This window comes from Streptomyces sp. NPDC048254, assembly GCF_043201895.1.
Lineage (GTDB): Bacteria > Actinomycetota > Actinomycetes > Streptomycetales > Streptomycetaceae > Streptomyces.
Map to the genome: position 1 here is coordinate 136,391 of NZ_JBICZJ010000025.1, position 17,441 is coordinate 153,831.

Annotated in this window: 16 protein-coding genes; 11 read left to right on the plus strand and 5 right to left on the minus strand. The window is 69.9% G+C overall.

Annotated features, from left to right (window positions below):
• Positions 1-44: 44 nt before the first annotated feature.
• Entirely contained in the window at positions 45-791 is a 747-nt protein-coding gene (locus ACGFZQ_RS45660; protein WP_393845459.1) for a TetR/AcrR family transcriptional regulator, read from the minus strand.
• Positions 792-1,381: 590 nt separating this feature from the next.
• Here ACGFZQ_RS45660 and ACGFZQ_RS45665 point away from each other — a divergent pair.
• Positions 1,382-2,041, plus strand: coding sequence for a TetR/AcrR family transcriptional regulator (locus ACGFZQ_RS45665; RefSeq protein ID WP_393845460.1), 660 nt, complete (start codon positions 1,382-1,384; stop codon positions 2,039-2,041).
• Positions 2,042-2,654: 613 nt separating this feature from the next.
• Here the strand turns inward: ACGFZQ_RS45665 and ACGFZQ_RS45670 are convergent.
• Positions 2,655-3,731, minus strand: a complete 1,077-nt coding sequence (locus tag ACGFZQ_RS45670) for an enoyl-CoA hydratase/isomerase family protein (RefSeq protein WP_393845461.1) — start codon at positions 3,729-3,731, stop codon at positions 2,655-2,657.
• Between the two features lie 585 nt (positions 3,732-4,316).
• Between ACGFZQ_RS45670 and ACGFZQ_RS45675 the strand changes: the two genes are divergently transcribed.
• From ACGFZQ_RS45675 to ACGFZQ_RS45705, 7 genes are all read left to right on the plus strand, one after another.
• The gene (locus ACGFZQ_RS45675; RefSeq protein ID WP_393845462.1) at positions 4,317-4,946 is read left to right on the plus strand and encodes a TetR/AcrR family transcriptional regulator; all 630 of its coding nucleotides are present in this window, start codon (positions 4,317-4,319) and stop codon (positions 4,944-4,946) included.
• 177 nt (positions 4,947-5,123) lie between these two features.
• Positions 5,124-6,458, plus strand: a complete 1,335-nt coding sequence (locus ACGFZQ_RS45680) for an SRPBCC family protein (RefSeq protein WP_393845463.1) — start codon at positions 5,124-5,126, stop codon at positions 6,456-6,458.
• Positions 6,459-6,462: 4 nt separating this feature from the next.
• Positions 6,463-6,822 (plus strand): 2Fe-2S iron-sulfur cluster-binding protein, encoded by a 360-nt coding sequence (locus ACGFZQ_RS45685; protein ID WP_393845464.1) that lies wholly within the window; start codon positions 6,463-6,465, stop codon positions 6,820-6,822.
• A 49-nt stretch (positions 6,823-6,871) separates the two neighbouring features.
• Positions 6,872-8,521, plus strand: coding sequence for an FAD-binding protein (locus ACGFZQ_RS45690; protein WP_393845465.1), 1,650 nt, complete (start codon positions 6,872-6,874; stop codon positions 8,519-8,521).
• Positions 8,518-9,519 carry a thiamine pyrophosphate-dependent dehydrogenase E1 component subunit alpha gene (locus ACGFZQ_RS45695; protein WP_393845466.1) on the plus strand — a complete coding sequence of 334 codons (1,002 nt, stop codon included), beginning with the start codon at positions 8,518-8,520 and terminating at the stop codon, positions 9,517-9,519. Before ACGFZQ_RS45690 ends, ACGFZQ_RS45695 begins: the two co-directional genes overlap by 4 nt.
• Positions 9,519-10,538, plus strand: a complete 1,020-nt coding sequence (locus tag ACGFZQ_RS45700; RefSeq protein WP_393845467.1) for an alpha-ketoacid dehydrogenase subunit beta — start codon at positions 9,519-9,521, stop codon at positions 10,536-10,538. The genes ACGFZQ_RS45695 and ACGFZQ_RS45700 overlap by 1 nt, the downstream gene beginning before the upstream one ends.
• Before the next feature lie 81 nt (positions 10,539-10,619).
• Positions 10,620-10,853, plus strand: a complete 234-nt coding sequence (locus ACGFZQ_RS45705; protein WP_393845468.1) for a biotin/lipoyl-containing protein — start codon at positions 10,620-10,622, stop codon at positions 10,851-10,853.
• 190 nt (positions 10,854-11,043) lie between these two features.
• Here ACGFZQ_RS45705 and ACGFZQ_RS45710 read toward each other — a convergent pair whose 3' ends face one another.
• The 3 genes from ACGFZQ_RS45710 to ACGFZQ_RS45720 form a co-directional block, all read right to left on the minus strand.
• Positions 11,044-12,324: an acyl-CoA dehydrogenase family protein gene (locus ACGFZQ_RS45710; RefSeq protein ID WP_393845469.1), complete on the minus strand. Its 1,281-nt coding sequence runs from the start codon at positions 12,322-12,324 to the stop codon at positions 11,044-11,046.
• A 75-nt stretch (positions 12,325-12,399) separates the two neighbouring features.
• Complete coding sequence (locus ACGFZQ_RS45715) at positions 12,400-13,200, minus strand: SDR family NAD(P)-dependent oxidoreductase (RefSeq protein ID WP_393845470.1); 801 nt, start codon at positions 13,198-13,200, stop codon at positions 12,400-12,402.
• Between the two features lie 11 nt (positions 13,201-13,211).
• Complete coding sequence (locus ACGFZQ_RS45720; RefSeq protein ID WP_393845471.1) at positions 13,212-14,264, minus strand: phosphotransferase family protein; 1,053 nt, start codon at positions 14,262-14,264, stop codon at positions 13,212-13,214.
• Between the two features lie 271 nt (positions 14,265-14,535).
• Here ACGFZQ_RS45720 and ACGFZQ_RS45725 point away from each other — a divergent pair, with 271 nt between their 5' ends.
• The 3 genes from ACGFZQ_RS45725 (at position 14,536) to ACGFZQ_RS45735 (ending at position 17,297) form a co-directional block, all read left to right on the plus strand.
• A complete protein-coding gene (locus tag ACGFZQ_RS45725; protein WP_393845472.1) occupies positions 14,536-15,288 on the plus strand; it encodes an enoyl-CoA hydratase-related protein in 753 nt (250 codons plus the stop codon).
• Between the two features lie 132 nt (positions 15,289-15,420).
• Positions 15,421-16,575, plus strand: a complete 1,155-nt coding sequence (locus ACGFZQ_RS45730; RefSeq protein ID WP_393845473.1) for a thiolase family protein — start codon at positions 15,421-15,423, stop codon at positions 16,573-16,575.
• A 110-nt stretch (positions 16,576-16,685) separates the two neighbouring features.
• Positions 16,686-17,297: an isochorismatase family protein gene (locus tag ACGFZQ_RS45735; protein WP_393845474.1), complete on the plus strand. Its 612-nt coding sequence runs from the start codon at positions 16,686-16,688 to the stop codon at positions 17,295-17,297.
• Positions 17,298-17,441: the final 144 nt, after the last annotated feature.

Genomic DNA, 17,441 nt, shown 5'->3' on the forward strand with positions numbered 1-17,441 from the left:
CCGCGTGGCACCCCGCGGAGCACGGTGTTATGACAGCTGTTGCGTCAACTCGCCTCTGGCGAAGCCGAATCGCCCTGTCCTGCCAGGATGGCCCGGATGCGCCGCGCCGCTTCGGTGTCGGCCGCCGGCGGTTGCGCCCCGTGGGAGGGCTCCGCGGGAATCAGGGCGTCGACGAGACCGTCGGCCAGGGGCTCCAGCGGCTCCTGCGCCTGGGCGCTGCTCGACAGGGACAGGGCGTGCTGGAGCGCGATGAAACCGTGCAGTCCCGCCCAGAGCGTCTGCGCCGCCTGCTCATCGGGCATCGCCAGCGGGTATCCGGCCTCTCGGCACCGGGCGAAGGCCTCGCGCAGGGAGAGCGAGACATGCCGGGAGGGGTGCCGGTGGAGGCGGGCCGTCGGGACGGACGGCTGGCGCACCTCGTACATCAGCCGGTAATGGCCGGGGTATTCGCTGGCGAACCGGCAGTAGGCGTGCGCCTGGGCGCGGAGCCCCCCACGGGCGTCGGCTCCCGAGTCGGTCGCATGCGTGTCGGCCGCGCGCATGCGTGCCGCCAGATCCTCGTACTTGTCCTCCAGGGCGGCCCACACGAGCTCCGCCTTGTCGGAGAAGTGCAGGTAGATGCTCGGGGCGGCCACACCCACCTCGCGTGCCACGGCGCGCATGGTGAGCTTCTCCACGCCGCCCCACTCGTCGAGCAGCCGCCCCACCGCACGCAGGATCTCCCTGCGCAGTTGTTCGCCCTGCCCGCGAGGGCTTCGTGCCCGCCCCTTGCCTGCCGCCTGCGCGCTCATGCCAGTCCTCTCCCTCGCAGGTGAGCCTAGTGAAGGGCCTCGCTCGCGGCTCGGGCGCATGCCGTCCGGCAAGCTCCGCGGGCCGAGCGGCTGCCCAGGCGCGCGTGTGGTCCCACGTTCCCGGTCGGATCGGCTCCCCCTGGCTCGTCCCCGCACCTCGTCGCTCTGAGCGCACCGCTTTCCCCACCTTAGTTCATGGCGCATCGCGCCAGAAATGGCGCAGCGTGACAAAAAGTCGCATCGCGGCCCAGCTGCTGAGCGGCCGCGGCAAGAGCGCGGCGGCGGTGCAGGAGGGGGCGGCGGTGCAGGAGGGGGCACGCCGCTCGCCAGGGGTGGCGAGGCGATGGCCGGCGTCGTCGCGACCGGAAGCTGAACACTCCGAAACACCACCGGGTGCCGGGCCTGCTCCGGTTTCCCCGGGACCCCGGCGGCGTGCGGTCTGTGGGACCGGCGGGCACATCCCCCATCACGGGCCCGGCACACGAGGCCGCGGGGCGGCTGACGTCGCTACGACAGCACGATCGGCCGCTGCGGATACGCTGACCTTGGTGACGCGGACGGGACCGCGGCCTGGCGAGGACGGGAGAACCATGGAGGCGGCGCAGTTGCAGCCACGGCGGAAGCCGCAGGGACTGGGCGGCGAGTCGCGCATGGGCCGCCCGCCGCTCTCGGAACGGCGCAAGGCGGCCGCCCGGCTGGAGATCGCGAAGGCCGCGGTTGAGCTGTTCACCGCCCAGGGCGTCGAGGGAACCTCGGCGGGCGAGATCGCCGAAGCGGTCGGCATTTCGACCAGAACACTGTGGCGGTACTTCCCGTCGAAGGAGGACTGCGTCGCTCCGCTGCTGGCCTCCGGCGCGGAGCGGCTGAGCCGGCGGCTGGGCGACTGGCCCGTCGGCCGTCCGCTGATCGAGGCGCTCGACGACGATGACCTCTGGCTGGCGGACAGCGACCCCGACACGCTGCGAGTCGTCCTGGACCTGATGCGGCTCACCCGTACCGAACCCGGGCTGCAGTCCGTATGGATGCGCAAGACCTTCGACGCGCTGCCCGTGGTGGCGGATGCTTTGGCGGCGCGCGCCAATAAGCCGGTAGCCGACATGGAGGCACGTGTGCAGGCCGGGATGCTGCTCTCCGCACTGCATCTGGCGCTGCGGGAGTACGCGTGGCGTGAGCCGGGTGAGGACGGTCCCGAACTCGACGAGATGCTGCGGCAGGCGGCACGGATCGTCATCCGAGGGCTTCCCTTCTGATCCCCCGACCGAGGCGTCCCTTCTGATGACCTGGCCGGGGACTGCTGTCCGATCGCCTGCCGGAGACAGGACTGCCGGGAAGTCGGCGGGCCACCACGGCAGCCTGCTGCCCCGCGCACCCAAGTGGTAAGTGCCGCCCAGGAGTTCACCTTCTCGACGGTGTTCTCCATGAGCGCCGGCACCAGATCGCGTCCGTCGGCCGTGCCAGGGAGACCCCGGGCCCAGCCGTCCCGCGCCCGCAGCACCTGGAACGCCCCGCCGGCCGACCACGGTCCCCGCCGTGTCAGCGCCATGAGGGCCGCGCGTTCTCCCGGAAGCCCGGCCCCGGCCAGGGTGTGACCACCGCTCTGCGCACCGAACACCGCGAGCGCACCCCGGACCGCGCTCGCCGCGTATCCGGGGCGGCGAGCGGCCGCCCGTCGTGCCGGCCGGTCAGCGCCATCGCCCGCGGACGCCGCCCAGTCCGGCTGAGCCCCGCTCGGCGGAAACTCGGGCGCCGGGACGCCCCGGCACGCCGGCACGGCCATGTCGAGCACCGCGAGCAGCCATGCCGCGTGCCGTGCCGCCGGTCCGTCCGGCGGGAGAGCTTCCGTCCGGCGGGAGAGCTGGGGCATCAGTGATCAACACAGGAGTCGACCAGTCCCCACCGCAGTGCGGTGGACGCGTCGACCGGTGCGCCACTCAATACGAGATACGCGGTACGCCACCGGCCGATACGCCGGGTGACGCTGACCGTGCCGCCGGCTCCGGGAATCAATCCCATGCGCAGTTCGGGAAGTTGGAAGTACGCGTCGTTTCGGGCCGCCACCCGGCCCGCGAACGCGGGGATCTCGATACCCGCGCCGATGCAGGCACCGTGTACCTTCACCCGGACGCGCTCGGCGCAGCGGTGCACGGCGTGGCCGGCGCTCTGCCGCAGCCGGATCAGGTGCGCGGCGGCCACATCCGGAGCCGTACCGAATTCGTCGAGGTCGCCGCCGCTGCAGTACGAGGGGCCGCGGCCGGCCAGTTCGACCTGAGTGATGGTCGGGTCGAGGCACACCAGATCGAGTGCTTCGACGAGTCCGTCACGGACCTCCCGGCTGAAGGCGTTGTGCCGTCGCGGGCGGTTGAGCTCGATACGGAGGACCGAGCCCTCCCGGGAGAGCAGGACCGGCTCCGCGCCGCCGAGGTCCACGCTGTCCGCGTCGGGCCTGCGCGGCCTGCGGGGCTGCCAGCCTGCGAACTCCGGGCCGGCCAGCAGCATCGAATACGCCAGCGACTCCGCGACCAGTCCGTCCGGTACGGGAAGGCGCTCGGTCAGCCGGAGCAGGCCGACCAGTGTCAGCGCCGCGCGAGGCGAGGCCTGTACGTACGCGGCGACGGCAGCGGCGGTCGCCGACGGATCGTCCACTCCGACCCGGTTCCTCTGCTTGCCCTCCTCCCGACGCGGCACCAAAGTGACGGCCAACGCGTCGAGCAGAGGAGACAGGAAGGGGGACACCGCTGCGTGGCCGACCCCGACGAGTACCCGTTGCGCCGCACCGGCTGCCGCCGCAGCGGCGGTCACGAGGGTATCGGCCCCGCCGTACCGATCCAGGTCCACGAAGGCCAGCGGAGCCACCGGACGTCCGTCCGGGGACAGGTCCAGTGGAGCTGCGGCGCCCTCGACCAGGTCCTTCGGGCTCAGCCATGGCAGCGCGGTGTCCATCGTTGTCCGCCGTTTCCGTTCCTGCGTGAGAGGGTTCCGAAGGCACTGCACGGGGATTGCAAAATATCACTGATCTAACCAGTTCAATAGATCAACGGACGACGGGTCGGCTCCGGCGGCTGGACTCCTGGTTGCGCCGACAGAGGGGACTCTCAACTGCACCGAACCTGGGTGCTGTGGGGAGCCTCTACGCCTCATACGGCGTGACCGCCCTCCACGACGCCACACCGGAGCGTGAGGACGGCACGGTAGTGCGGACCCGTGGCCGCGGGCCGGGCTGCACACGACCGCCGTACACCCGCAGGCCGGATGCTCGGACCAGGGGAGCGGGTCCCCGCGTCGGCAGCCCTGACCGGATACTTCGCCCGCCCCGCCGTCAGGCCGGGCGACGTCGCCGGTCTCTGCCCGCCGCGTGCGCCCTGGTGTGGCCTGCGAAGACCCGGAGGTCGGTCTCGTCCGCATGGCGCCGTGCCGGGGGCGGGTGGTCCACGGCGAGCTCTCGGACTGAGCCCGGCCGTAGGGCGATGAAGTGCGGCGTCATGGGACGATGTCCCGGCGAGCGGAGAAGTCGGGAGGGTGTACGGGATGGCACAGGCGGCCCGGCGAGGGCGTCCCGCGGGCGTGGACGGCGAGCAGACGCGGCGCCGCATCATGGCCGCGGCGACGGAACACGTGGCCGAGGTGGGTTACGGCAACGCGACCATGAAGTCCATCGCCGAGCGCGCCGGTCTGACGAGTGCGGCCATCTACCGGTACTTCCCCACCAAGCAGGAGCTCGTGAGCGTCATTCTCGACGAGCTGGTCCAGGACATCATGGGCCGACTGGAGAGGGCGACGCAGGTCCCTGGGACCCTTCAGGAGCGCTTTGTCTCCCTGCTGGAGGAGTCGCTGGTCTGCACCCGGGACCACCCGGCGGCCGCGCGGCTGAGCGAGGCCGTTCACCTGGAGTCCGCGCGGATCCCGGAGTTCCAGGCGGTCATCGACAGTCGGTTGCGCACCGAGGAGAGGATCTACACGCGGCTCGTCGCCGACGCGATCCGGCGCGGCGAGCTTCCCGCCGACGCGGAACGGCAGGCGATCGCCGACACGCTCATCTCGCTGACCTGGGGCCTCACCCGCCTCGGGGCGACCGTACCCCGAGCGCGCCATGCCGCAGCCATCCGCCAGGTGGAAGGCCTGCTCACCAGCGGCACGCTGCTCCCGCACCGCGGCTGACACGGTCCGGGATCCGCTCCCGCACCGTCGCTGACCCGGTCCCCTGGATCCGCCCCGCCACCGCGGTCGGCATGGACTGGGGGAAGCACCTGACGCGCGACTATTGACCAGGGGTGTCAGATTGCCTAAATTAAATAACTGATCAATTATTTACGTTGCGCCAAAGGAGGTAGCGACGTGTCACTCACACCTGACCTGGAAGCCCTGGCTTCGCATCCCTACGCGATCACCGACCCGAAGCGGGTCCCCGCCCAGCGCTACTACTCGACCGACTTCGCCCAGCTGGAGAAAGACAAGCTGTGGTCGCACGTCTGGCAGGTCGCCTGTCGGCTTGAGGACCTCCCCGAGACCGGGGACTACATCGAGTACGAGATCAACGACCAGTCCATCCTCGTCGTCCGGGAGTCGGACTCCCGCATCAAGGCGTACTACAACGCCTGCCGGCACCGTGCCACAGCCCTGGGGAACGGCGCCGGAACCTTCCATGGGCGTCAGATTGTCTGCCCTTACCACGGCTGGCGCTGGGATCTCGACGGAGAGAACACCTACGTCTACGCCTCCCGGCGCGGGTTCACACCGGCCTGTCTGGACAAGGACAACCTGCGGTTGCGCGAGGTCCAGGTCGGCACCTGGGGCGGCATGGTCTTCGTCAACATGGACGCCGAAGCGCCGCCGCTGGAGCAGTACCTCGACGGCATCGCCAAGGTGCTGGACCCGATCGCCTTCGATCGCATGCGGGTGCGCTGGTGGCGGCACGTGATCCTGCCCTGCAACTGGAAGATGGCGCAGGAGGCCTTCCTGGAGGCCTATCACGTCATGCAGGCGCACCCCTCACTCTCCATGGGGGCGGCCGACGACGACTACGACCTCGACGCGTTCGCCGGCGACTTCGAGTGCTTCGACGACGGCCACGCCCACATGCGCCACCCGACGACCGGGGACCTGCCGGTCAAGGGGATGACCAAGGCGGAGTACTTCATCCAGTACAACAACGCCCTGTACTTCGGCACCGACGCGTTCGTCACCGAGCGGGAGATGTTCATCCAGCAGGGGCTGCTGGACAAGGACATCCCGGACGACGAATTCCCCGCCAAGTTCTTCGAAGCGCTGTACGAGTACGCGCAAGGGGCGGGCATCCCGCTGCCGCCGCCCGTCACGGACACCACCGGGTACGGTCACATCTTCCCGAACCTGACGTTCCTGCCGGGCTACGGCACCAACATCATCTACCGGTCCCGGCCGAACGGCGACGACCCGGAGAGCTGCATCTTCGAGGTCTGGGCCGTGCAGATCCCCGGCGCCGACGCGGGCGAGCCCGAACGCCCCGTCCTGGAAGGCCCCATCCCGGTCGAGGAATGGCCGCAGATCTTCCAGGAGGACTTCCGGAACGTCATCGGCCAGCAGAAGGGCGTGCGCGGTTTCGGCGTCGACGACCTCATGATGTCCGGACCGTACGAGGCGATGATCATCAACAACCATCGCACCATCGACCGCTACCTCAGCAGGGACTGACGTGGTGGCGCGCGTACGGGTCGAACCCGGAGGGATCGAACTCTCGCCGCGGGCCGGCGAAACCGTCTTCCAGGCGGCGCTCCGGGCGGGCCTGACCTGGCCCACCATCTGCTACGGCCAGGCCCGTTGCACCGCCTGCGCGCTCCGGGTGACCGACGGACACCTCGCGACCGACCCGCCAGGGCCCGAAGAGCGGGGCGTGCTACGGCAGTTGGCGCAGCGCCGCCGGGGCTCCGTCCGCGACATCCGGCTGGCCTGCCGACTGACCGTGACCGGTGAGGTCACGGTCGAGAAGAAAGGCGTCAAGCCGACGGACGACGGCTCCCCGGAGGTCCAGCAGCCGGTGAACGAGAACTCCCGGTAAGTCCGTTGGGCGGCAGCCGCCGCCGAACCAGTAGCTAGGAACCACACTCATGGCACATCAGCACACCAGAGTGCCCGCGGACGAGACCTACGACGTGATCGTCGTCGGCTTCGGCGGCGCGGGCGCCTGCGCCGCCATCGCGGCCGCGGATGCGGGAGCGTCCGTACTCGTTCTGGAACGCTCGTACGGCGGCGGCTCCACCGCCCACTCCGGCGGCGTCGTCTACGCCGGTGGAGGCACCGACGTCCAGCAGTCCGCCGGGGTCCTGGACTCACCGGAGGGGATGCTCGCGTATCTGAAGCAGGAGACCCAGGGCGTCGTCTCGGACGAGACCCTGCGGACGTTCGCCGAGGGCAGCCCGCAGATGATCGACTGGCTGCGCGCACAGGGCCTGGAGTTCGACGGCAGCCTCTGCGACTACAAGACGTCGTATCCCACCAACCGCCACTACCTCTACTACTCGGGCAACGAACTGACCTCGCAAGCTGCCGCGGTGGCCCGGCCCGCGGCGCGTGGCCACCGGGTCCACGCCAAGAACTTCACGGGCGCCGTCTTCTACGCCCGGCTGCGCGAATCGGCGCTCCGCAAGGGCGTCACCGTCCGCCCGCTGGCGGACGTACGCCGTCTGATCGTCGAGGACGGCACCGTCGTGGGAGTCGAGTTCGCGGCCCCTGAACAGGGCCGGGAGCCGGGGGGCTGGCACGAGAAGCTCGCCAAGACGGCCGGGAAGATGATGATCTACTACCGGCCGGTCGGCAGCAGGCTGAGCAAGCTCTCCGACGCGGTCCAGCGCCGCCGCAGCCGGGTCCACCGCGCCCGGGCCCGCGGCGGAGTCGTCCTCGCCACCGGCGGGTTCGGCTTCGACAAGGAGCTGATGAGCAAGCACGCGCCGCAGTACTCCGGCCTGAACGCCCTCGGCCCGGGCGGTGAGAACGGCTCCGCGGTGAAGCTCGGAGCCCAGGTCGAAGCGGCCACCGGCCGGATGGACTCCATATCGGGATGGCGCTTCATCTGCCCGCCGTCGGCCTTCATGGAAGGCATCGTGGTGAACGAGGCGGGACAGCGCTTCGCCAATGAGCAGCTCTACGGCGCGACGATGACCAAGCCGATGATGGAGGAGCACGGCGGTCGCGGCTTCATCATCGCCGACGCCGCCACCTGGAGCAAGGCGCAGGGACAGAGGCGTACTCAGTCGGCATTCTTCCAGGTTCCCCAACTCGCCTACATCTTCAGCCCGTTCGGCCATCACAAGGCGAACACCCTGGAGAAGCTGGCCCGTGCGTGCAAGATCGATCCCGCAGGGCTGATCAGGACGGCCGGAGAGCACGATGCCGCCCTCGCCGCGGGCGAGCCCGACGCGTACGGCAAGAACGACGAGTTCCGGCACTCGCTCGGCCAGGGGCCGTACTACGCCGTGAACATCTCGCAGGACGCCTCACGGACCTTCTACCCGCTCCCCTTCATCACCCTCGGCGGACTCGTCGTGGACGAGGGGACCGGTGGAGCCGTCCGTGAGAGCGGAGAGGCCATCCCCGGCCTGTACGCCGCCGGGCGCGCCGCGGTCGGGATCTGCAGCAACAGCTATGTGTCGGGCCTCTCCCTGGCCGACGCCGTCTTCTCCGGACGACGCGCCGGCGAGCACGCGGCGGGCGTGGCTCGTTCCGGGTCCGGGGCACAGGAGAAGGAGACCACCGCATGACCGCGCAGGTTACCGAGCCGGCCGTCGAACCGGACGCGAAGGTTCTGCTCGAACTCTTCGCCACCGCCACCCGCATCAAGCTCTTCGACGAGAAGTACCTCTCGCTGATGAAGGCGGGGCAGATCGGCGGGATGTACTACTCGCCGCGCGGCCAGGAGTTCGCGGCCGTGTCCGTGGCCCAGCACCTGCGCCCCGACGACTACGTCGTCACCATCTACCGCGGTCTGCACGACCAGATCGCCAAGGGAGTACCGCTGCGCGACCTGTGGGCCGAGTACCTGGGCAAGGCGGCCGGCAGCTGTAAGGGCAAGGGCGGGCCCATGCACGTCACCTCGCCCGAGCACGGGCTCATGGTGACCACCGGTGTGGTGGGCTCCGGCATCCCGATCGCCAACGGGCTCGCGCTGTCGGCTCAGATGCGCGGCACCGACCAGGTGGCGGTGACGAACTTCGGCGACGGCGCGTCGAACATCGGGGCCTTCCACGAGGCGCTCAACCTGGCCTCCGTATGGAAGCTGCCGGTGATCTTCGTCTGTCAGAACAACCAGTTCGCCGAGTACACCCCGCTGAGCGAGGGCACCTCGGTGGCACGCATCGCCGACCGCGCCGCCGCCTACGGCATGCCCGGCGAAAGCGTGGACGGCAACGACCCGGTCGCCATGTGGCAGGCCGCGGGACGCGCCGTGGACCGGGCCCGGCGGGGGGAGGGCCCCACTCTCCTGGAGGCCAACACCTTCCGCTTCAACGGGCACCTGATGGGCGACCAGCAGAAGTACATGCCCAAGGAGCTCCTGAAAGAGGCGATAGCGGCCGACCCGGTGCCGCGCTTCCGGGCCCGGCTCATCGCCGAAGGGATGGCGACCGAGGCGGAGCTGACGGACATCGAGGAGCAGACCGCCGCAGAGGTCGCGGATGCTGCCGCGTACGCACTGGCCGCCGATTTCCCCGACCCCGCCGAACTCACGACGGACGTACACGCCCCAGAGGTGGCAGCCTGATGACGGACACTCAGCTCAAGGCGAAAGCGCCGGGAACCCGCACGATGGGGCAGGTCCAGGCCCTCAACGAGGCGCTGGACATCGCGCTCGCCGCCGACCCGTCGGTCTTCCTCCTCGGCGAGGACATCCAGGAACCCAATGGCGGAGGGTTCGGCGTCCACAAGGGCCTGGGCTACAAGTACGGCACCGCCCGGGTCCGCCACACGCCGATCTCGGAGCAGGCCATCATGGGTGCGGCGGTCGGCGCGGCGATCTCCGGGATGCGCCCGGTCGCCGAGATCATGCTGATGAACTTCGTGCACGTCTGCGCGGACCAACTCATCAACCATGCCGCCAAGTTGCGTTACATGTCCGGCGGCCGCACCCCGGTGCCGCTCACCGTGCGCACCGCGACCGGGACGGGCGGCGGGTTCGGCGCCCAGCATTCGGACATGCTGGAGGCCCAACTGGTGCACTCCGCAGGTCTGAAGGTGGTCGTCCCCAGCAATCCTGCAGACGCGAAGGGCCTGTTGTTGTCGTGCATCTTCGACGACGACCCGTGCGTGTTCGTCGAGATGAGCCAGCTGTACTTCGCCGGCAAGGGAGAGGTCCCCGAGGGGGACTACCGTGTTCCGCTCGGCAAGGCCCGGATCGCCCGCGCCGGCTCGGACGTCACGCTGCTCACCTATGGGCGCCAGGTCGGTGACTGCCTGACGGTCGCCGAGACACTCGCGGCCGACGGCATCGACGTCGAGGTCGTGGATCTGCGCACCCTCAACCCCCTGGACACCGACGCCGTACTCGGGTCGGTCGCCAGGACGAAGCGGGCGGTGGTCGTGCACGAGGCGGTACGCCGCAACGGCTTCGGTGCCGAGCTGGCGGCGACCATCCAGGAGGAGCTGTTCGGCGAACTGGCCGGACCGGTGCTCCGCGTCACCGCGCCGGACACCCCGGTGCCGTACGCGAAGTCGCTGGAGGACGCCTTCCTTCCCAGCCCGGTCCGCATCGAGGCCGCGGTCCGGCGCCTGACCAAGTCCTAGGCAGAGCCGAGTCCCAGGCAGGACCGGCCAAGAGGTCCCGGAGACCGGTGCCGGAGACCTGAGAACCAGAAAGCGGAGCACATGAGTCACGAACTGCAGATCCCCCAGCTCGGTGTGACGATGACGGAGGGCGAGATCACCGAGTGGTTGGTGGCCTCCGGCGACACCGTGGCGGAGGGGCAGGTGCTGTACATCCTGGCCACCGACAAGACGGAGACCGAGATCGAGTCCCCGGCGTCGGGCACCCTCGAAATCATCGGCAAGCCCGAGGAGACCTACGCGGTCGGCACACTGATCGGCCGGATCAGCAGCTGAAGGAGGAGGAAGGGGAGAGGAAGGACGCCCGATCCGCCGAGGGGCTGTACGCCGCGGTGAACGTGATGGCCTCGTCCTTCGGCCTGACCTACGGTGGCCGGGCGGCTCCCTCGAGCCCGCGATGGTGTTCGGACACCTCGCGGGCCGCCACCAGGATGGCTGCCGGGAGCCGACTACGAGAGGTCGGGGGCTACTCGGTTCCCAACTTGGTCCTGGCCTTTGCGAGGCGCGTGGGGATGTGCTCGGAGGGCCAGGCGGAGTCACTGGGCCGGTGGCCCTTCAGCACCTCGCGGGCGACGGTGACCTTGTGCACTTCGGTCGGCCCGTCCGCCAGTCCCAACACGGGTGCCGTCACCCACCAGTCAGCGAGCGGCAGTTCGTTGGAGACGCCGAGCGCGCCGTGCACCTGGATGGTCCGTTGCACGATGTCGTGGAGGACGGTCGGTGTGAGTGCCTTGATGGCCGCGATGTCCCTGCGCACCTTCTTGTAGTCCTGGTAACGGTCGATCTGCCAGGCGACGTTGAGCACGAACAGCCTGAACTGGGCCAGCTGGGCGTAGGAGTCGGCGACGTACTCCTGCACCTTCTGCTTGTCGGCCAGTACGGAACCCTTGGTGTGCCGGCTCAGCGCGCGTTCGCACAGCATGTCGAGTGCGCGCTGAGCCACTCCGACCGTGCGCATCGCATGGTGCACCCGGCCCCCTCCGAGCCGTACCTGGGCGACGGTGAACGCCCCGCCCTCGGGGCCGAGCAGACTGTCGGCGGGAATGCGGACGTTGTCGTAGTGGATGAGCGCGTGGGATCCGTCCCCGTCCGGCTCGCCCATGAGTCCGACGTTGCGCACGATGCGTACACCGGGGGTGTCGCGCGGCAGCAGGAACATGGACATCCCGCGATACGGGCCGGCGTCCGGGTCCGTGATGGCCATCACGATCAGGAACTCGGCCCAGCGGGCGTTGGACGAGAAGAACTTCCAGCCGTCGATGACCCAGTCGTCCCCGTCCCGCACCGCGCGGGTGGTGAACTCTCCGGGATCGGCGCCGCCTTGGGGCTCGGTCATGGAGAAGCAGGAGAAGATCTCGCCGTTCAGGAGCGGGTCCAGATAGCGCCTGCGCTGCTCGTCCGTGCCGAAGTGGGCGAGGATCTCCGCGTTCCCGGTGTCCGGGGCCTGCGTGCCGAAGATGATCGGCGCCCAGGAGGAGCGACCCAGGATCTCGTTCAGCAGTGCCAGCTTGACCTGCCCGTACCCCTTGCCCCCGAGCTCCGGGCCGAGGTGGCAGGCCCACAGCTCGTGATCGCGTACGGCCTGCTTGAGCGGATCGACGACCTTGCGCCGCTCCGGGGTGAGGGGCTGGTAGTTGAGGGGCGAGGGCCACACGAGATCGAGGGGTTCGACCTCCTCGCGGACGAACGTCCCGGCCCAGTCGAGCTTGTCCTGGAACTCGGTCTCGGTACTGAAGTCCCATGCCATGGGTTGTTCCTCCGTGATTCGGTCAGGGATCGGTCGGTCATCGGGTCGGTCATCGGGTCGGTCATCGGTCTTTGGTCAGGGAATGCCGCCGTCGGCACGCAGCATCGCGCCCGTGGTGTAGCTGGAGGCGTCACTGGCCAGGAACAGGGCCGCGCCGACGATCTCCTCGGGCCGTCCGCCGCGCCGCAGGGCGTGCTGCTGAAGGGTCTCCTCGACGGCCGGCATGTCCCAGGCCTTGCTGACGTCGGTGAAGAACGGGCCCGCCATCAGGCAGTTGACGCGCACGGTCGGACCGAACGCCCGGGCGAAGCCCTCGGTGAGCGCGTTGAGACCGGACTTCGCGGCCGCGTACGGCAGGATGCCGGGCGTCGGACGGATGGAGCCGGTGCTGCTCACATTGATGATCGACCCGCCGCCCCGCTCGGCCATCCGGCTCCCGATCAGAGAGGTCAGCCGGAACGGGCCCTTGAGATTCAGGTTTACGACGCTGTCCCACATCTTCTCGGTGACATCGGTGGGCCGGCCGTACGGCACCGACATCCCGGCGTTGTTCACCAGGACGTCCACCTTGCCGAAGCGCTGGTACGCGGCCTCGACCAGCCCGTCGAGTTCGTCCCAGTGGCCCAGGTGGCAGCCGTACGCGAGCGCGGCCCGGCCGGTCCGCTCGGTCACCTCACGGGCGAGTGCCCGGCAGGCGTCGAGGCGTCGGCTGGTGATGACGACATCGGCGCCCGCCTCGGCGAAGGCCAGCACCATCTCCCGGCCCAGGCCACGGCTGCCGCCCGTGACGAGTGCCACCTTGCCGGTGAGGCCGAAGAGATCGGACGATGGGCCGGAACTCCCAGGTTCCCTGGGTCCTGCCGACTCCTGTGTCATGTCTCCTCCACTCATTTCAGGCTCGTACTGCGGGAGAGTTCGGCGGCCTTGCGGAGCAGTTCCAGCACGATCCCGTCGAACGCCGTGGCGTACGGGTCGGCCGCCCCTGTCGTGCTCGCCTTCCCCCTGGCAACGGTCTTCTCCAGAACGATGGCGAGCTTGAAGCGGGCCAGGACGACGTAGTAGTCGATGTCGTCCACGGGGCGTCCGCTCACCGACGCGTAGTGCTCCAGGAGGCCGTCGCGGGGCGGCATACCGGCGAGGTCCAGGTAGCGGGAGTGGTGCATGTCGTCGCCCTCCGGCGGCCAGGCGATCAGCGCCCAGCCGAGGTCGAGGAGCGGATCGCCGACGGTGGCCATCTCCCAGTCCACGATGGCGGCCAGCCGGGCCGGTGTGCCGTGCGCGTACATCACGTTGGCGAACTGATAGTCCCCGTGCATGATGCCGGGCCGGTAGGTACGAGGCCGGTGCCCGCGCAGCCACTCGGCCGCCGCGTCCAGACCGGGCAGTTCCCGGAACCGGTAGGCGGCCAGGAACGAGAGCCACCGGTCGACCTGTCGGTCGTGGAAGCCGTCGGGGCGGCCGAACCCCTGGAGGTTGCGGGCCTGCCAGTCCACGCGCGAGAGCCGGGCGATGCCGTCCACCAACTGCACGGCGAGGCCCGCGCGCGCCGCGGGCTCGGTGTCGAAGGGCGCCGCCCAGCCCTGGGTCGGCGACCATCCGTCGATGTGATCCATCACGTAGAACGGGCTGCCCAGCACCGACGGGTCGTCGGTCGCGGCATGGGCGCGGGCGTGCGGCACGTCGGTGTCGGCGAGCGCGCGCACCAGGCGGTACTCGCGCATCATGCTCTGCGCCTGCTGGGGCGTGGCGTGCCGGGGAGCGGCGCGCAGGACGAGTCTCGCGTCACCACTGCGGAGGCCGTAGAGCAGGTTCTGGGAGCCGCCGGAGATCAGCTCGATCTCCAGATCTCCGTCCCCGCCCGGGAGGTTGTGGCGGTCGAGCCACTGGCTGAGCCGGGGTATGTCAACGCCCGGCCGTGCGGCAGTTCGTTCGTTGGCCATGGTTGGAGAATAGGATTCTCCAACAGGAGACTTCAATACTCCCGAGTGAAAAGATTGAACTGATTGATTTGACGGGCGATCGTGTCGACTTGCTGGCGCCGAGCCGCGCCAAGCGCTTAGACTTCTAAATCATCTAACTCATTCAGTGTTCGTGGGAGAGGTGGGAGAGCCGGTGCGCCGAGGCGTCTTCACCAGGGAGCCTCAGCAGCGGGTCGCCGATGTCCTGATCCGCACCTGAGACCGCCCAGCAATCCTCCGAGGGAGTTCGGAAATGACCGTAGTGGTCGACCGGCACGACGCCGTGACCGTGGTGACGATCAACCGGCCCGAGGCCCGCAACGCCCTGGACGCCGAGACGATGGCGGGCATCGGCGAAGCCCTGGTGGCGGCCGAGCGGGACGACGAGGTACGGGCCGTCGTGCTGACCGGTGCGGGCGACCGGGCGTTCTGCGCGGGCATGGACCTGCGCGCCTTCGCCGCGGGCGGCAAGATCATCGACGAGTCCCGGCCTGGCCTTGAGGTGTTCACCGAGCGGGTGTACCCGAAGCCGCTCATCGCCGCCGTCAACGGGACAGCCGTGGCGGGCGGCTTCGAGCTCGTGCTCGCCTGCGACCTGGCCGTGGCCGCCGGCCACGCCAGATTCGGCCTTCCGGAGGTCAAACGGGGCCTGGTCGCGGCGGGCGGTGGGACGAATCTTCCGGCCCGGATACCGCTGGCGCTCGCGCTGGAACTGGGGCTCACCGGAGACACGTTCGACGCCCGGCGCGCACAGGAGCTGGGACTGGTCAACCGTGTGGTGCCCGGGGACCGGGTGCTGCCCGAGGCCCTCGCCCTGGCCGGCGCCATCGCACGCAACGGGCCACTGGCGCTGCGCACCACGAAGGAGCTGATGCTGGCTCAGGCCCGTGGGGCGACCCGGGCCGAGATCGCCGGGGCCGTGGCTCCGGTGTTCGCCAGTGCGGACGCCAAGGAGGGCGCGACGGCGTTCGCGGAGAAGCGGGAGCCGCGATGGACCGGAGCGTGAAGCACGCCCATCAGGTGCGCGTCGTAAGGCAAGCGCAGGTCGCAGGGCAGGCGCAGGTCGTAAGGCAGGTGCACCTCGCGAGGCAGGTGCACGTTGCAGGGCTCACAGGAAACCCGGACCAAGGAGAGATCGATGCGTGACGCGGTCGTCGTGGAAGCCGTACGGACCCCGGTGGGCAAGCGCAACGGCGCGCTGTCCGGGGTGCACCCCGTTGATCTGTCCGCGCGGGTGCTCCACGCGCTCGCCGAGCGCTCGGGCATCGATCCGTCCGTCGTGGACGACGTGATCTGGGGGTGCGTGGCACAGGCAGGTGAGCAGACCTTCGACATCGCGCGCAACGCGGTGCTCGCCGCCGGCTGGCCGCTGAGCGTACCGGGCACGACCGTCGACCGGCAGTGCGGTTCCTCGCAGCAGTCGGTGCACTTCGCGGCGGCGGGCCTGATCAGCGGACAGTACGACGTGGTGGTGGCCGGCGGCGTGGAGTCGATGAGCCGGGTGCCGATGAACACAGTGCTCGGGGACGCCAATCCGTTCGGCTCCGCGCTGGAGACCCGGTTCGGGGGAGTGGCGCCCCACCAGGGCATCGGCGCCGAGACGATGGCCGAACGCTGGGGGCTCTCGCGTACCCGCCTCGACGAGTTCTCGCTCGCCTCCCACGAGAAGGCCGCGGCGGCGCAGGACGACGGGCGTTTCGCCGCGCAGATCGCACCGGTCACCCTGGCCGACGGGACCGTCGTCGACACCGACGAGGGGGTCCGCCGTGGCAGCACGCTGGAGAAGCTGGCCGGTCTCAAGCCCGCCTTCAAGCCGGACGGGGTGATCCACGCGGGCAACAGCTCCCAGATCAGCGACGGCTCCGCGGGGCTGTTGATGACGACGAGTGAGAAGGCCCGGCAGCTCGGGCTCACACCCATCGCCCGCGTGCACACGGCCGTCGTGGCGGCCGACGATCCCGTGATCATGCTCACGGCGCCGATTCCCGCCACCCGCAAGGCACTTGAGCGCAGCGGCCTGAGTCCTTCCGACATCGGCGCGTTCGAGGTGAACGAGGCCTTCGCCTCCGTACCGCTGGCATGGCTCGCTGAGATCGGCGCCGACCCCAAGACCCTGAACCCCAACGGCGGCGCGATCGCGATCGGACATCCGCTCGGCGGCAGCGGGGCACGGTTGATGACCAACCTCGTGCACCACATGCGCGACAACGGCATCCGCTACGGCCTGCAGACCATGTGCGAGGGCGGCGGCCAGGCCAACGCGACGATCCTCGAACTCGTCGGCAGTGTATGACCGTCGCGGAGACAGCGGTCGTCGTACTGCGGGCCGTCGCCGGGTCCGCGACGGAGACGACGTGATGCCCAGCACCATGACCGCAGGCCGACAGCGCAGGAGGCGTCACCATGCCACGGCCCAGCTTTGACCTCGACCCCGCTCACACCGTTCTCGTCCTCTCCGAATGCCAGAACGGAACAGTCGGTCCGAGCACGATGCTCCCCGAACTGGCCCTGGCCGCGGCCCCGGTGCTTCCGGTGATCGCCCGGCTCGCGCGTGCGGCACGGAAGGCGGGTGTGCCGGTGGTGCACCTGACCTATGTGCCGGCGCTCGGCAACAGGTCGTCCAACCGCAACGCTCCGCTGATGGCCAGGACCAGTACGCAGACCGAAACCTGGACGGCGGGGCACGACGGCGGGCAGGTCGTCGACGAGATCGGCGTCGAACCCGGCGACCTCGTCCTGCCCCGCCACACGGGTATGTCACCCACCCACAACACGGAACTCTTCGCCCTGCTGCGCAACATCGGCGTCACCTCGGTGCTGCTCGCCGGCGTCTCGCTGAACGTCGCCATACCGGTCGCCACCGCCGAGTTGGCGGACGAGGGGTTCCAGGTCGTCATCGCCCGTGACGCCGTCGCCGGTACTCCCGTCGAGCACGGCGAGAGCATGCTCCGCCACACCTTGCGTTACCTGGCGGCGATCACGACAGCGGACGAAGTGGTCGCGGCCTGGTCCTGAAACACCGGCAGTCCTGAAACACCGGCAGGGGAGGGGAGGGGGGGGGGGGGGGGGGCGCGGGCCCCCCCCCCCCCCCCCCCCCCCCCCCCCCCCCCCCCCCCCCCCCCCCCCCCCCCCCCCCCCCCCCCCCCCACCCCCCCCCCC

Coding starts and splice junctions, on each gene's coding strand:
- ACGFZQ_RS45715 (WP_393845470.1), bottom strand. CDS start 13,200: ATGACACAGGAGTCGGCAGGACCCAGGGAACCTGGGAGTTCCGGCCCA.
- ACGFZQ_RS45705 (WP_393845468.1), top strand. CDS start 10,620: ATGAGTCACGAACTGCAGATCCCCCAGCTCGGTGTGACGATGACGGAG.
- ACGFZQ_RS45660 (WP_393845459.1), bottom strand. CDS start 791: ATGAGCGCGCAGGCGGCAGGCAAGGGGCGGGCACGAAGCCCTCGCGGG.
- ACGFZQ_RS45735 (WP_393845474.1), top strand. CDS start 16,686: ATGCCACGGCCCAGCTTTGACCTCGACCCCGCTCACACCGTTCTCGTC.
- ACGFZQ_RS45690 (WP_393845465.1), top strand. CDS start 6,872: ATGGCACATCAGCACACCAGAGTGCCCGCGGACGAGACCTACGACGTG.
- ACGFZQ_RS45710 (WP_393845469.1), bottom strand. CDS start 12,324: ATGGCATGGGACTTCAGTACCGAGACCGAGTTCCAGGACAAGCTCGAC.
- ACGFZQ_RS45675 (WP_393845462.1), top strand. CDS start 4,317: ATGGCACAGGCGGCCCGGCGAGGGCGTCCCGCGGGCGTGGACGGCGAG.
- ACGFZQ_RS45695 (WP_393845466.1), top strand. CDS start 8,518: ATGACCGCGCAGGTTACCGAGCCGGCCGTCGAACCGGACGCGAAGGTT.
- ACGFZQ_RS45720 (WP_393845471.1), bottom strand. CDS start 14,264: ATGGCCAACGAACGAACTGCCGCACGGCCGGGCGTTGACATACCCCGG.
- ACGFZQ_RS45730 (WP_393845473.1), top strand. CDS start 15,421: ATGCGTGACGCGGTCGTCGTGGAAGCCGTACGGACCCCGGTGGGCAAG.
- ACGFZQ_RS45670 (WP_393845461.1), bottom strand. CDS start 3,731: ATGGACACCGCGCTGCCATGGCTGAGCCCGAAGGACCTGGTCGAGGGC.
- ACGFZQ_RS45700 (WP_393845467.1), top strand. CDS start 9,519: ATGACGGACACTCAGCTCAAGGCGAAAGCGCCGGGAACCCGCACGATG.
- ACGFZQ_RS45725 (WP_393845472.1), top strand. CDS start 14,536: ATGACCGTAGTGGTCGACCGGCACGACGCCGTGACCGTGGTGACGATC.
- ACGFZQ_RS45665 (WP_393845460.1), top strand. CDS start 1,382: ATGGAGGCGGCGCAGTTGCAGCCACGGCGGAAGCCGCAGGGACTGGGC.